The sequence below is a fragment of the Terrabacter carboxydivorans genome, from assembly GCF_039532035.1.
Taxonomy (GTDB): domain Bacteria; phylum Actinomycetota; class Actinomycetes; order Actinomycetales; family Dermatophilaceae; genus Terrabacter; species Terrabacter carboxydivorans.
Genome location: NZ_BAAARE010000011.1, coordinates 155,598 through 168,866, shown reverse-complemented (window position 1 = coordinate 168,866; position 13,269 = coordinate 155,598). Strand labels below are relative to the sequence as shown.

General features: G+C 71.7%; 10 protein-coding genes and 1 riboswitch. Of the genes, 6 read left to right on the top strand and 4 right to left on the bottom strand.

From position 1 onward, the window contains the following. Nucleotides 1-53 precede the first annotated feature (53 nt). Together ABD297_RS13815 and ABD297_RS13810 are read left to right on the top strand one after the other, a co-directional pair. Nucleotides 54-1,250, top strand: a complete 1,197-nt coding sequence (locus ABD297_RS13815) for a DegT/DnrJ/EryC1/StrS family aminotransferase (protein WP_344255530.1) — start codon at nt 54-56, stop codon at nt 1,248-1,250. A 65-nt stretch (nt 1,251-1,315) separates the two neighbouring features. Further along, complete coding sequence (locus tag ABD297_RS13810) at nt 1,316-3,202, top strand: Na+/H+ antiporter (protein ID WP_344255529.1); 1,887 nt, start codon at nt 1,316-1,318, stop codon at nt 3,200-3,202. Between the two features lie 18 nt (nt 3,203-3,220). On the opposite strand, the gene recQ is transcribed toward ABD297_RS13810, so the two are convergent. Genes recQ through ABD297_RS13795 form a run of 3 tightly spaced genes read right to left on the bottom strand, consistent with a single transcriptional unit; the run spans nt 3,221 to nt 7,618 of the window. After that, a complete protein-coding gene (gene recQ, locus ABD297_RS13805; RefSeq protein WP_344255528.1) occupies nt 3,221-5,161 on the bottom strand; it encodes a DNA helicase RecQ in 1,941 nt (646 codons plus the stop codon). Between the two features lie 35 nt (nt 5,162-5,196). Then, on the bottom strand, nt 5,197-6,249 hold the full coding sequence (locus ABD297_RS13800) for an LD-carboxypeptidase (RefSeq protein ID WP_344255527.1): 1,053 nt from the start codon (nt 6,247-6,249) through the stop codon (nt 5,197-5,199). Nucleotides 6,250-6,301: 52 nt separating this feature from the next. Beyond that, nucleotides 6,302-7,618, bottom strand: coding sequence for a bifunctional o-acetylhomoserine/o-acetylserine sulfhydrylase (locus ABD297_RS13795; protein ID WP_344255526.1), 1,317 nt, complete (start codon nt 7,616-7,618; stop codon nt 6,302-6,304). A gap of 88 nt (nt 7,619-7,706) precedes the next feature. Beyond that, nucleotides 7,707-7,826, bottom strand: a riboswitch (SAM riboswitch). A 175-nt stretch (nt 7,827-8,001) separates the two neighbouring features. Between ABD297_RS13795 and ABD297_RS13790 the strand changes: the two genes are divergently transcribed. The 4 genes from ABD297_RS13790 to ABD297_RS13775 all read left to right on the top strand — a co-directional run bounded on the left by ABD297_RS13790 (nt 8,002) and on the right by ABD297_RS13775 (nt 11,845). Continuing rightward, entirely contained in the window at nt 8,002-9,165 is a 1,164-nt protein-coding gene (locus tag ABD297_RS13790; RefSeq protein ID WP_344255525.1) for an acyl-CoA dehydrogenase family protein, read from the top strand. A gap of 153 nt (nt 9,166-9,318) precedes the next feature. After that, a complete protein-coding gene (locus ABD297_RS13785) occupies nt 9,319-10,275 on the top strand; it encodes a glycosyltransferase family 2 protein (protein ID WP_425581174.1) in 957 nt (318 codons plus the stop codon). Continuing rightward, nucleotides 10,275-11,069: an ABC transporter permease gene (locus tag ABD297_RS13780; RefSeq protein ID WP_344255582.1), complete on the top strand. Its 795-nt coding sequence runs from the start codon at nt 10,275-10,277 to the stop codon at nt 11,067-11,069. Before ABD297_RS13785 ends, ABD297_RS13780 begins: the two co-directional genes overlap by 1 nt. Continuing rightward, nucleotides 11,069-11,845, top strand: a complete 777-nt coding sequence (locus ABD297_RS13775) for an ABC transporter ATP-binding protein (protein ID WP_344255523.1) — start codon at nt 11,069-11,071, stop codon at nt 11,843-11,845. Before ABD297_RS13780 ends, ABD297_RS13775 begins: the two co-directional genes overlap by 1 nt. Before the next feature lie 37 nt (nt 11,846-11,882). On the opposite strand, the gene ABD297_RS13770 is transcribed toward ABD297_RS13775, so the two are convergent. Continuing rightward, nucleotides 11,883-13,268: a cytidylyltransferase domain-containing protein gene (locus tag ABD297_RS13770; RefSeq protein ID WP_344255522.1), complete on the bottom strand. Its 1,386-nt coding sequence runs from the start codon at nt 13,266-13,268 to the stop codon at nt 11,883-11,885. Nucleotide 13,269: the final 1 nt, after the last annotated feature.

The window sequence follows — 13,269 nt, the reverse complement described above, 5'->3', positions numbered from 1 at the left end:
GCAGCGTCCCCGCAGACATCCCCGCAGACTCGCCATCTGAGGCTCCGGCAGGTGTGCCGGTAGGTGTCGCGGCGGGGGAGGCCCACGCGCCGGGCGCTCGTGGCCCGGAGGGCACCATCCCGCTCGCGGTGCCCAACATCGGGGAGCTCGAGCGGCGCTACGTCCTCGAGGCGGTCGAGTCCGGCTTCGTCTCCTCGGTCGGGCCGTTCGTCACCGAGTTCGAGCAGCGTTTCGCCGAGCGCGTCGGCGCGAAGCACGCGGTCGCGTGCGCGACCGGCACCGCCGCCATCCACATCGGCCTGCTGCTGCTCGGGGTGGGCCGCGACGACGACGTCGTCTGCTCGGACTTCACCTTCGTCGGCTCCGTCAACCCGATCGCCTACTGCGGCGCCCGGCCGGTCCTGGTCGACGCCGAGACCACGACGTGGAACCTCGACCCGGCCCTGCTCGCGGCCGAGCTCGACCGTCGCGCCGCCACCGGCGAGGTCCAGCCCAAGGTCGTCGAGGTCGTCCACGTGCTCGGGCAGCCCGCCGACATGGAACCGCTGATGGACGCCTGCGACCGGCACGGCATACCCGTGCTGGAGGACGCGGCGGAGTCCCTCGGCGCCTCCTGGACGGCCGGACGCTACGCCGGACGGCACACCGGCACCGTCGGCCGGGTCGGCTGCTTCTCCTTCAACGGCAACAAGATCGCCACGACGGGCGGCGGCGGCATGCTCGTCACCGACGACGACGACCTCGCCGCCCGAGCCCGGCACCTCACGACGCAGGCCAAGGTGCCCGACGTCGGCTACCTCCACGACGAGGTCGGCTACAACTACCGCCTGACCAACCTCGCCGCCGGCCTCGGGCTGGCCCAGCTCGAACGGCTCGACGAGTTCGTCGCCGCCAAGCACCGCATCGCGGCCCGCTACGACGAGGCGTTCGCCGACCTGCCGCTCGTGCTCCCGCCCCGCGTCGAGGGCCTCGACGCGACGGACTGGCTCTACTCCGTCCTCGTGCCCGAGTCCGACGGCCGCGGCCGCGACGACTTCCTGGCCCACCTGCACGCGGCCGGCGTCGGAGCCCGGGCGCTCTGGCGTCCGCTGCACGCCCAGCCCCCGTTCCTGACCGCCCCCGTCCTCGGCGGCGCCGTCGGCGACGGCCTCTTCGCCCGCGGCCTGTCGCTGCCGTGCGCGACCGAGCTCACCGACACCGACCAGGACCGCGTCATCACCGCCGTCCGCTCCTTCTTCGGCGCCGCCTGACCTGCTGACCGGCCCGTCGGCGGACGGCCGACGGGCCGCGGGCCCGGATGGGGCAGGATGTCGACGTGGAGATCGCCATCGGGCTGCTCGCGATCGCGGCCACCGTCCTCGGCGGGTCGTGGCTCGCCGACCGTTTCGACCTGCCGGCCCCGCTCGTGCTCATCGTCGTGGGCATCCTCGGGTCGTACCTGCCGTTCGTGCCCGAGGTGGCCCTGAGCCCGGACGTCGTGCTGCTCGGGATCCTCCCGCCGCTGCTGTATGCGGCGGCCATCCAGACCTCGCTCGTCGACTTCCGCAACAACCGGGGTGTCATCCTCAGCCTGTCCGTGGGACTCGTGCTCTTCACGGCCCTCGGCGTCGCGGTCTTCCTCCGCTGGGCGCTGGACCTCGACTTCGGGGTGGCCTTCGCGATCGGCGCCGTGGTCGCGCCCCCTGACGCCGTGGCCGCCACGGCGGTCGGTCGTCGCATCGGCCTGCCTCGGCGCCTCGTGACGATCCTCGAGGGCGAGTCCCTCGTCAACGACGCGACGGCCCTGGTCTCGCTGCGCACCGCGCTGGCGGCTGCCGGGCTCGCCGCGGGGGTGTCCTCCGGCGGCGTCAGCTTCGACGGCGTCGTGCTCGACTTCGCCTGGGCCTCGGTCGGCGGCGCCGTCATCGGTTTCGTCGTGGCGCTGGTCGTGTCGGTGCTGCGCCGGCACTTCTCCACCGAGCCGGCCTTCGACACGGTGCTGTCGTTCATGGTGCCCTTCGCCGCCTACGTCCCGGCCGAGGAGCTGCACGCCTCCGGTGTCATCGCGGTCGTGACGGCCGGCCTCGTCCTCGGCCACAAGTCGCCGCGCACCCAGTCCGGCGCGTCGCGGCTCAGCGAGCGGATCAACTGGGGGTCGGTGCAGTTCCTCCTCGAGAACGCCGTCTTCCTGCTCATCGGCCTCCAGGTCTTCTACGTCGTGGCCGACGTCCGGCGGTCGAGCCTGTCCACCGGGCAGATCACCCTCGCTGCCGTCGGGACCCTCGTCGCCGTGCTGCTCCTGCGCCCGCTCTGGGTCGTGCCGTTCCGGTTCGTCAGCACCCGTCTGCTCCGCAACGAGGCGCAGGCGCCGTGGACCCACACGGTCGTGCTCTCGTGGGCCGGCATGCGCGGCGTGGTGACGCTGGCCGCAGCCCTCCTGCTGCCCCAGAACACCCCGCACCGCGACGTGCTCGTGCTCATCGCGGTCGTCGTCACCATCGGGACGCTGCTCATCCAGGGCACCACCCTGCCCGCGCTCGCCCGGCGGCTCGACGTGCGCGGCCCCGACCCACGCGAGGACGCGCTCCAGGCCGCGACGGTCCTGCAGGCCGCGACCCGTTCGGGGCTCGACGTCCTCGACCGCATGGAGGACCTCGACGAGGCGACCAGGGACATCCTGCGGTCCCGGTCGGAGGACCGGCTCAACCAGATGTGGGAGCGCCTCGGACCTCAGAGCGGCGACGCCGACGAGACGCCGAGCGCCCGCTACCGCCGAGCCCGCATGCAGATGCTCCAGGCCGAGCGCGACGAGGTGCTGCGGCTGCGTGACGAGGGCCGCGCCGACCACGTCGTGCTCCGCGTCGTGCTGAGCAGCCTCGACCTCGAGGAGACGATGCTCGATCGTCTCGACGACCAGGAGAGCCGTCTGGCAGAAAGTGAGATGTTGCCCGTGGACACCATCGAAGCTCCGTGCGAGCACCTCAAGAGCGCCGACTCGTGCGCCGCCCCCCGGACCCCCGACGGGTGCGAGGAGTGCCTGCGCGACGGCACGAGCTGGGTGCACCTGCGCCTGTGCCTCGAGTGTGGGCACGTGGGCTGCTGCGACTCCTCGGAGATGAAGCACGCCACCGCTCACTTCCACGAGACGCAGCACCCCGTCATGCGCTCGATCGAGCCGGGCGAGGCGTGGCGCTGGTGCTTCGTCGACGAGGTCGTCGGCTGAGGGCGACGCCCCCGGCCATCAGCCCGCGTGCTCGGCCAGCAGACCCAGGAACGCAGCGCCGTACTTCTCTGCCTTGACCGGCCCGATGCCGTTGACCATGAGTAGGTCGTCCGTGCTGCCCGGTTTGGCCTTCACCAGCTCCCAGAGCGTGCGGTCGGGCAGCACGACGTAGGCCGGGACGCCTTCGGCGTCGGCGATCGAGCGCCGCTCGCTGCGCAGCAGCTCGAAGAGCGCGCGGTCGGCAGGGCTGGCCCCGCCGCCGGCCTTTGCGGTGGAGGCCGAGCGCGAGCCCGACCGCGAGCGGCTGCGTGCCGGGGCTGTCGAGAGTCGCCGCAGCTCCACGGTCTCCACGCCGTCGAGGATCGGTCGGGCCGCCTCCGTGATCGTGAGGGCGCCCATCCGGTCCGGGTCGGGTGAGAGCACCGAGCGGGCGACGAGCTGTCGGATGACCGAGCGCCACTCGGGTTCGGCGAGGTCGCTGCCCACCCCGAAGGTCGGCAGCCTGTCGTGCTCCCAGCTGACGATCTTGTCGGTGCGCTTGCCGAGCAGGACGTCGACGACGTGCCCCGAGCCGAAGCGCTGACCCGTGCGGACCACGGCCGAGAGCACCTTCTGGGCGGGCACGGTGGCGTCCCACAGCTCGGGCGGCTCGAGACAGGTGTCGCAGTTGCCGCAGTCGCCGGACTCCTCGTCGAAGTAGGCCAGGAGCAGACGCCGGCGGCACGAGGAGGCCTCGGCGTAGCCGAGCATCGCGTCGAGCTTCGCCGAGTCGACGCGACGGTGCTCGGGGCTGCCGTCGGACCTCATGATGAACGAGCGCTGCTGCACCGCATCGGCCAGGCCGTTGGCCATCCACGCCACCGCGGGCTCGCCGTCGCGGCCGGCCCGCCCGGTCTCCTGGTAGTAGCCCTCGAGGCTCTTCGGGAGGTCGACGTGCGCGACGAAGCGCACGTCGGGCTTGTCGATGCCCATGCCGAAGGCGATGGTCGCCACGACGATCACGCCCTCGTCGCGTCGGAACCGTTGCTGCGCGGCGGCCCTCACCTCGCTGGGCAGCCCGGCGTGGTAGGCGATCGCGTCGTAGCCCTTTTGCCGCAGGAAGGTCGAGATCTCGTCGGTGCGCTTGCGCGACACGCAGTAGACGATGCCGGCGGACCCGCGGAAGCCGGCGCCGTCGTTGCCCTGCTCGAGGAAGCGCAGCAGCTGGGCGCGGGCGTCGGTCTTCTCCTCGACGACGTAGCGGATGTTGGGGCGGTCGAAGCTGGAGACGAACTCGGCGGCGCCGTCGAGGCGCAGCCGCTGGTGGATCTCGCGACGGGTCAACGCGTCGGCGGTGGCGGTCAGTGCGATGCGAGGCACGTGGGGGAACCGGGCGGTGACCTCGGCGATGCGGAGGTACTCCGGCCGGAAGTCGTGTCCCCACTGCGACACGCAGTGCGCCTCGTCGATGGCGAAGAGCGCGAGGCCGGCGCCCGCGGCCGCGTCGTCGAGCAGGCTCTGGAACGACGGCATGAGCAGGCGCTCGGGAGCGACGTAGAGCAGGTCGAGTCGGCCGTGCCGCACGTCGCGACGAACGGCTTCTGACTCCTCGGCTGACGAGGTGGAGTTCCAGAAGGCCGCCCGCGCGCCGAGGAGCCGCAGCGCCTCGACCTGGTCGTGCATCAGGGCGATGAGCGGCGAGACGACGACGCCGACGCCGGGCCGCACGAGTGCGGGCAGCTGGTAGCAGAGCGACTTGCCGCCACCGGTCGGCATGAGGACGACGGTGTCGTGACCCGCCACGACGCGGTCGACGATGGCCTGCTGCGAGCCGCGGAACGAGCTGAAACCGAAGACGTCGTGCAGCACGCGGCGGGCGGCCCCGTCGTCGTGCGGCGGCCCGTCCGTCGGGGCGGGTGCCTCGCCCGTCACCCCGGCATCGACGACCTCGTGCTCGGACCCGACCAGCTGCTTCTCCATGACCCGGCGAGCGTACCCGTCGCCGCCGACCCGCCTCAGGCCAGACGCTGCGTGACCGTGTGCGTGCCGGCTTCCGGGTCGTGCACGACGGTCGTCGACGCGCCCTGCACGAGCGCCAGGTAGGGCGCGACGTGCCCGCACTCGACGTCCGCGAGGATCGGCACGCCGAGCATCCCGAGCGCGTCGCGCACCGCGTCGTGCTGCGTGAACCCGTCGCGCCCCGGCGCGGCAGTCCGGGAGACGAGCACGCCCGTAGCCGCGTCGAAGAAGCCGTGCAGGCGCATCGCGTGCAGCGTGCGGCAGATGTCGTACGACGCCCACTCGCAGACGTCGAGCACGATGACGAGGCCCTCCGGGGCATGCTGTGCCGCAAAGGCGTTCGTGTCACCGAAGCGCCCGCCGGCGAGGAGCCCGACCGTCTCGACGCAGCCCCCGACGACGCGCCCGGTCAGCGTCACCGGCTCACCCTCCTGGCCCGGGTCGATGCGGGTCCACGTGCCGCGACCGTCGAGGGTCATCCGCGAGACCGTCGGGTCGGCGGCGTAGTCGTCCCACCCGCCCGAGCGGAAGCGGCCGGGGGAGTGTTGCGCCAGCTCGCCACCCGCCGGGGTCGAGGCCACGTCGACCCAGTGGAGGATGCCGTCGGGCACGGCGTACGGGGTGTCCATGAGGTTCTGCCCGTGGATCGTCGCGATGCCGGTGCTCAGGGTGAGCGGCGTCAGCCAGGTCGAGGTGTCCGAGAAGCCGACGCACCACGTGGGCTCGGACGCTGCGACGGCGTCGAGGTCGAGCAGGTCGAGCAGGTCGATGCCGGTCTCGCCACCCCAGGGCGGCACGACGGCCCGGACCGTCGGGTCGAGCAGCATCCCCATCAGCTCCTCCGCCCGCGCCTCACGCGGCCCGCTGACGTGGGAGGGCGCGTGGTTGAGCTCGCCCACGACGACCTCGAAGCCGCGGTCGCGCAGGCACGACACGGCATACGTGAACCGCCCCCAGAGGGCGTCGCCCACACCGGAGCTCGGCGAGGTCACGCCGATCCGGTCACCGGGGCGGAGAGGGGCGGGGTAGCGGATCGGCATGGCTGTCATGGTGCCAGCCATGCCGATCCGTCTCATCCGGGTTTCGCCGACGGCGCCCGGCTCACCCCTTGGCTGCGGTGAACCCCTGCTCGAGGTCGGCGAGGATGTCGTCGATGTGCTCGATGCCGACCGAGAGGCGCACGAGACCGGGCGTCACCCCGGCCGCGACGCGGTCCTCCTCGGGTCCCTGCGAGTGCGTCGTCGAGGCAGGGTGGATGACGAGCGAGCGTACGTCGCCGATGTTGGCGACGTGGCTGTGCAGCGTCAGGGCCTCGACGAACTTCTTGCCCGCCTCGAGCCCGCCGGCGATCTCGAAGGACAGCACCGCGCCGGCGCCCCGGGGGGCGTACTTCTGGGCGAGCGCGTGCGACGGGCTCTCGGGCAGGGAGGCCCAGACGACCCGCTCGACCTGCGCATGGTCCGAGAGGAACGCGGCGACCCTGGCGGCGTTGTCGAGGTGGCGCTCGATGCGCAGCGACAGCGTCTCGAGTCCCTGCGCGATGAGGAAGGCGTTGAACGGCGAGGCCGACGGGCCCAGGTCGCGCAGCAGCTGCACGCGCGCCTTGAGGATGTAGGCCAGGTTGGCCCCGAGGGGGCTGCCGACGCCGAGGTCACGCGCGAAGACGAGGCCGTGGTAGCTCTCCTCGGGCGTGTTGTAGTTGGGGAACTTCTCCGGGTCGGCGGCGTAGTCGAAGCGCCCCGCGTCGACGATGACGCCGGCGATCGACGTGCCGTGGCCGCCGAGGTACTTCGTCGCCGAGTGCACGACGACGTCGGCGCCCCACTCGATGGGACGGATGACGTAGGGCGTGGCGATGGTGTTGTCGACGACGAGCGGCACCCCGTGCTCGTGCGCGAGCGCGGCGACCGCCTCGATGTCGAGGACCTCCGCCTTGGGGTTGGCGATGGTCTCGCCGAAGAAGGCCTTGGTGTTCGGCCGGACCGCCGCGCGCCAGGACTCGACCGAGGTCGGGTCCTCGACGAAGCTCACCTCGATGCCGAGCTTGGGGAAGGTGAACTTCAGCAGGTTGACGGTGCCGCCGTAGAGGCTCGGGGACGCGACGATGTGGTCGCCGGCCTCGGCGATGTTGAGCAGCGCGAGGGTCGTCGCCGACTGGCCCGAGGCGACGAGGAGCGCGCCGACGCCACCCTCGAGCGCGGCGATGCGCTGCTCGACGACGTCGGTCGTCGGGTTCATGATCCGCGTGTAGATGTTGCCGAACTCCTTGAGCCCGAACAGGTTTGCGGCATGGTCGGTGTTGTCGAAGACGTAGCTCGTCGTCTGGTAGATCGGCAGCGCGCGTGCTCCGGTGGTGCCGTCGGCGCTCTGTCCGGCGTGGATCTGCTTGGTCTCGAAGGACCAGCTGGGCTCGGTCATCGGTCTGCTCTTCCTGGGTCGTGTCGATGACCGGGGGTCCGTCCGGTGGCGGACCTGGTGCACCGACGGGTCGGTGCGGGAGAGAGTCTCTCCGCGCTTGCCCGAGCGCCTGGTGGCGTCGACGGGCCAGGTCTTCACCCGGGGCACCCCACCGCGGTTGGAGGGTTGCCGGCCAGCGAGCCGGGGCTTGTCGCTGGCGCTCATGACCTACCGGGGAGTGTACGTATGCGTGTCCGTCCTCCGGGAGCGGCTGTCCTCATCGTGGACGCCACGTCTCACTCGACAGGCCGCGGCGAGCGGTATGGCGGGGGCGTGGACGTGCTCGTCGTGGCGTCGATCACTAGGACGTCCTACTAATCCGAACTCGTGAGTAGGATCGCGCCGTGAGCACGAATGCCGACTTCGACCTGTTCCGGACCAGCGAGGACCACGAGGCCCTGAGGGAGGCCGTCCGCGCAGTCGCGGAGGACAAGATCGCCCCCTTCGCCGCGGCCGTCGACGCCGAGGCCCGCTACCCGCAGGAGGCCCACGACGCGCTCGTCGCCTCCGACTTCTTCGCGCCCCACGTGCCGGAGGAGTACGACGGCGTGGGAGCCGACGCCCTCGCGACGTGCATCGTCATCGAGGAGGTGGCCCGCGTCGACGCGTCCGCCTCGCTCATCCCGGCCGTCAACAAGCTGGGCTCGCTGCCGGTGATCCTCGACGGCAGCGACGAGGTCAAGGCCCGCTACCTGCCGCCGCTCGCGAAGGGCGAGACGACCTTCTCCTACGGCCTGTCCGAGCGCGAGGCGGGCTCCGACACCGCGTCGATGCGGTGCCGCGCCCGCCAGGACGGCGACGGCTGGGTGCTCTCCGGCCAGAAGTCGTGGATCACCAACGCCGGCGTCTCGGAGTACTACACCGTGCTCGCCGTCACCGACCCCGACGGACCGCGCGGCGGCAACGTCACGGCCTTCGTCGTCGAGAAGTCCGACGAGGGCTTCACCTTCGGTGAGAAGGAGCGCAAGCTCGGCATCAAGGGCAGCCCGACGCGTGAGCTGCACTTCGACAACGTCCGCCTCCCCGCCGACCGCGTCGTCGGCCAGGTCGGCGACGGCCTGAAGATCGCGCTGCGCACGCTCGACCACACGCGCGTCACCATCGGCGCCCAGGCCGTCGGGATCGCGCAGGGCGCGCTCGACCAGTCGCTCGCCTACATCAAGGAGCGCAAGCAGTTCGGCAAGCGCATCGCCGACTTCCAAGGCATCCAGTTCATGCTCGCCGACATGGCGATGGAGCTCGAGGCCGCGCGCCAGATGGTCTACGTCGCGGCTGCCAAGTCCGAGCGCGGCGACAAGGACCTCACCTTCTTCGGTGCGGCCGCCAAGTGCTACGCCTCGGACGTCGCGATGAAGGTCACGACCGACGCCGTGCAGCTCCTCGGCGGTGCCGGCTACACGAGCGACTTCCCGCTCGAGCGGATGATGCGCGACGCCAAGATCACCCAGATCTACGAGGGCACCAACCAGGTCCAGCGCCTCGTCATGGCGCGGCAGCTGCTGCGCTGACGGCCGCCGGGCTGTCGGGAGGCGGTTCCGAGGGGCAGTAGTCTGTTCCAGCCGTGTTGCGGCCCGGAGCGGACCGCGACGCCCGCCCCAGTCTCCCCACCCCGACGAGAAGGACGCCTGCGCGTGCACCCAACACCTCCGGTCAGCGTCATCATGCCGCTGCTCAACGAGGAGCGGCACCTGGAGGAGGCGGTCGGCGCCGTCGTCGCCCAGCGCTACCCCGGTGAGATCCAGATCGTGCTGGCCGTCGGCCCCGGGCACGACGACACCCTCGGGGTCGCCCGGCGCCTGGCCGACCGCGACCCGCGGATCACCGTCGTCGAGAACCCGTCCGGTCGCACCCCCGAGGCGCTCAACCTCGCCGTCGCCGCGGCGGCGCACGACATCATCGTGCGTGTCGACGGCCACGGCTTCCTCAGCGACGGCTACATCGAGCACGCCGTGGGCGTCCTCGAGGAGACCGGCGCGGCCAACGTCGGTGGAGTCATGCTCGCGCGGGGCGTGACGGACACCGAGCGGGCCGTGGCCGTGGCGATGACCTCACCCCTCGGCGTGGGTGGCGCACGCTTCCACACCGGTGGCGAGCCGGGTCCCGCCGACACCGTGTACCTCGGGGTCTTCCGCCGGAAGTGGCTCGAGGCGGCGGGCGGCTACGACCCGAGGTTCACCCGCGCCCAGGACTGGGAGCTGAACTACCGCATCCGTCAGGCCGGTGGTGTCGTCTGGTTCGACCCCGAGCTGACCGTGGAGTACCGCCCGCGACCCGACCTGCGCGCCCTCGGCCGGCAGTACCGCGACTACGGCCGCTGGCGTCGCGTCGTCGCGGCCCGTCACAAGGGGTCGATCAACGCCCGCTACCTCGCCCCGCCCACGGCCCTGGTCGCCGTCGCGGCAGGGCTCGTCGGCGGACTCGTGTGGCGGCCGCTCTGGGCCGTCCCGGCTGCCTACGCGGCCGGCATCGGCATCGGGGGAGCAGCCATCGCCAGGCGCGAGGGTCCGGCGGTGGCGCTGCGCGTGCCCGGCGTCCTGGCGACCATGCACATGAGCTGGGGCTGGGGTTTCCTCACCAGCAGGCCGGACCAGTTGGTCCCCGAAGGAGACGAGTCGTGATGCTCGAGCGCATGTCCCGGATCTGGGCGCAGAGGGCGATCCTGCAGACCCTGGTCCAACGCGACCTCCGCGTGCGCTACGCCCGGAGCTGGCTCGGCTACCTGTGGACGATCATCGACCCGCTGGCGATGGCCCTCATCTACTTCGTCGTGTTCGCGGTGATCTTCCAGCGCAAGGACGCGGGACACCAGCCGTACTTCCTCTTCCTGCTCGTCGGCCTCCTGCCGTGGCAGTGGTTCAACGCCTCGATCAACGAGACGGCGCGCTCGCTCATCTCCGAGGCCAAGCTGGTCCGGTCCACGAACCTGCCCCGCGAGCTCTGGGTGGTCCGCGTGGTCATCTCGAAGGGCATCGAGTTCCTGCTCTCCCTGCCCGTGCTCTTCGCCTTCGTGGTCGTCTACGTCATCACGGGCGAGACGAAGCTCAACTGGCGCCTCGTGCTGTTCCCGGTGGCTCTCGTGCTGCAGTTCATCTTCCAGACGGGCATCGGGCTGCTCCTCGCCCCCGCGACCGTGCTCGCCGACGACACCATCCGCGTCGTCCGGATCGTGCTGCGGATGCTCTTCTACGGCACCCCGATCATCTACACGCTCGACAAGGCGCCGCACTGGCTGCAGACCGCCCTGTGGTTCAACCCCATGAGCGGCATCCTCGAGTTCTACCGGGCCGGGTTCTTCCCGCAACCGCTGAAGCTCGCCCCGCTCGTGGTGGGAGCGGTCATGTCGGTCGGGTTCCTCGTGTGGGGTGCCTTCTCGTTCGCACGCATGGAGCGTGCCGTCCTGAAGGAGATCTGATGGGGTCCTTCGCCGGTCAGGAGCCGGGCGCGTCGAGCACCCGCGACGTCATCACGGCCGACGGTCTCGGCATCGAGTTCTACCGGTCACGTCGCCGCAAGCTCTCGCTGCGCGAGATGGTCCTGCGCCGTGAGAACACCGCGCCCAAGGAGACCTTCTGGGGGCTCAAGGACATATCCTTCCGCGTCGGTCCGGGGGAGGCCGTCGGGCTCGTCGGCTCCAACGGCGGCGGGAAGAGCACGCTGCTCAAGATGATCGCCGGCGTCCTGCTGCCCGACGAGGGCACGGTGAAGGTCAACGGCGGGGTGGCGCCCCTCATCGAGCTGACCGGAGGCTTCCTCGGCGAGCTCTCCGCCCGTGACAACGTCATGCTGACGGCGGGCCTGCACGGCCTGAGCAAGCAGGAGATCACGGAGCGCTTCGACGAGATCGTCGACTTCGCCGGCCCCCAGGTCCGGGCTGGCATCGACATGCCGTTCCGCCACTTCTCCTCCGGCATGCAGGTGCGGCTCGGCTTCGCCCTGATCACGACGCTCGACGAGCCCATCGTGCTCGTGGACGAGGTGCTCGCCGTCGGCGACAAGGACTTCCGCGAGAAGTGCTACCAGCGCATGGAGTCGTTGCTCGCGGAGGGCCGCACGCTCTTCCTCGTGTCGCACTCCGAGCCCGACCTGCGCCGTTTCTGCACCCGCGGGCTCTACCTCAAGGGCGGCCGGCTCGAGGCCGACGGGTCGATGGACGAGATCCTCGAGCTCTACAACGCCAAGCCGGCCTGACCGGCCGCTCGATCGGGCGGAGCGGCGGCCCTCCGGGTCAGGGCGTGCCCGCGGCCCGGATGGCCCGGTCCAGCACGTCCGGCTCCACGGCCGTGACGAGGTCGGTGGTGGCCCAGGAGGGCAGCGTCTCTCCTGACGCCTCGAGCGCGAGCGCGCATCCTCGGTCCCGCAGGGCCGTCAGGGTCGTGACGGCATCGTCGTCGAGCGGCTGGTGGCCGCGGACCTCGACGTAGGCCACGTCGGTCGTGGCGAGCGCCCAGGCCAGGTCGGCCGGCACCTCGGCCACGAGGCCGAGCGCCGGCACCAGTCCGTCCTCGCGGTAGGCGCGGGCGCGCTCCCAGCCGCGGGACGCCGAGGCCGAGCCGGGGAAGACGAGCACGTCGACGCCGCGGCGTCCGAGGCCCGCGAAGGTGCGCTCGACGGAGGCCTCGACCGCGAGCTCGTCGGCGACGGACGAGCCCTCCTCGAGGGTGCGCGGTGCCACGCGCGAGATGATGCCGAACCGCTTGACGAGGGCAGGCTCGGCGCACGCCTGGAGCAGCTCCTCGCTGCGACCGTCGCCGCGACCGACCTCGATGTGGGTCACCCCGCGCTCGATGGCCTCGGCGATGAGCGTGCGCAGCCTCTCGGCACGCTCGGCGGGCCGCTCGTCCCGCGTCGCGACGTCGAAGTTGCGGGCGGACAGGACGACGCGCGAGAGTCGCCCGGCGTCGGTGCGGACGGCTGTGACCCTCGCCCCGGCCCGGTCGACCCGGTCGACGAGACGCGTCATCAGCGCGGGCCAGGGCCGGCCCACCGGGTCCGGCTCGCCGTCGAAAAGGCTCGAGACGCGGACGTAGTCGCCCAGCACGTCGACGGTGGCGCGGTAGGCCTCGACGCCGTCCGGGCAGTCCGCGGGCACGAAGAGGAGCTCGCCGAGCGTCCGGCGCAGCCACGGCGTGACGTGCTCTCGGTCGTAGGGGGCCGTGGCCTGCTCGTCGGCGTCGCGCAGGGCCCGGACGGTGAACACCTCGGCGCCGAGACCCTCGGGCACCTGGTCGATGTCGACGCGGCCGTAGGTGTGGCCCGAGGCGTCGACCGCGGCGATGAGCTCGTCGACGAGGTCGGCGTCGGCCAGCGGGTTGTCGCCCGTCAGCCGCACGACCCGGTCGGTGTCCGCCAGGTCGGCGGTCGCCTGCACGAACCGCCCGAGCACGTCGTCGAGGGAGCCGCGCACGACGTCGATCCCGACCGAGTGCAGGTGGCTGGCGATGCGCTCGTCGTACTGCTCGGCGCTGGTCGCCACGACGACCTCGTGTCCCGTGCGTCCCGCTCGTCGGGCGACGAGCTCGATCAGCGGCATGCCGGCGATCGTGAGCATGGCCTTGCCCGGCAGGCGGGAGGAGTTGAGGCGGGACTGGATGACGACACGGGTGCGGGGCACT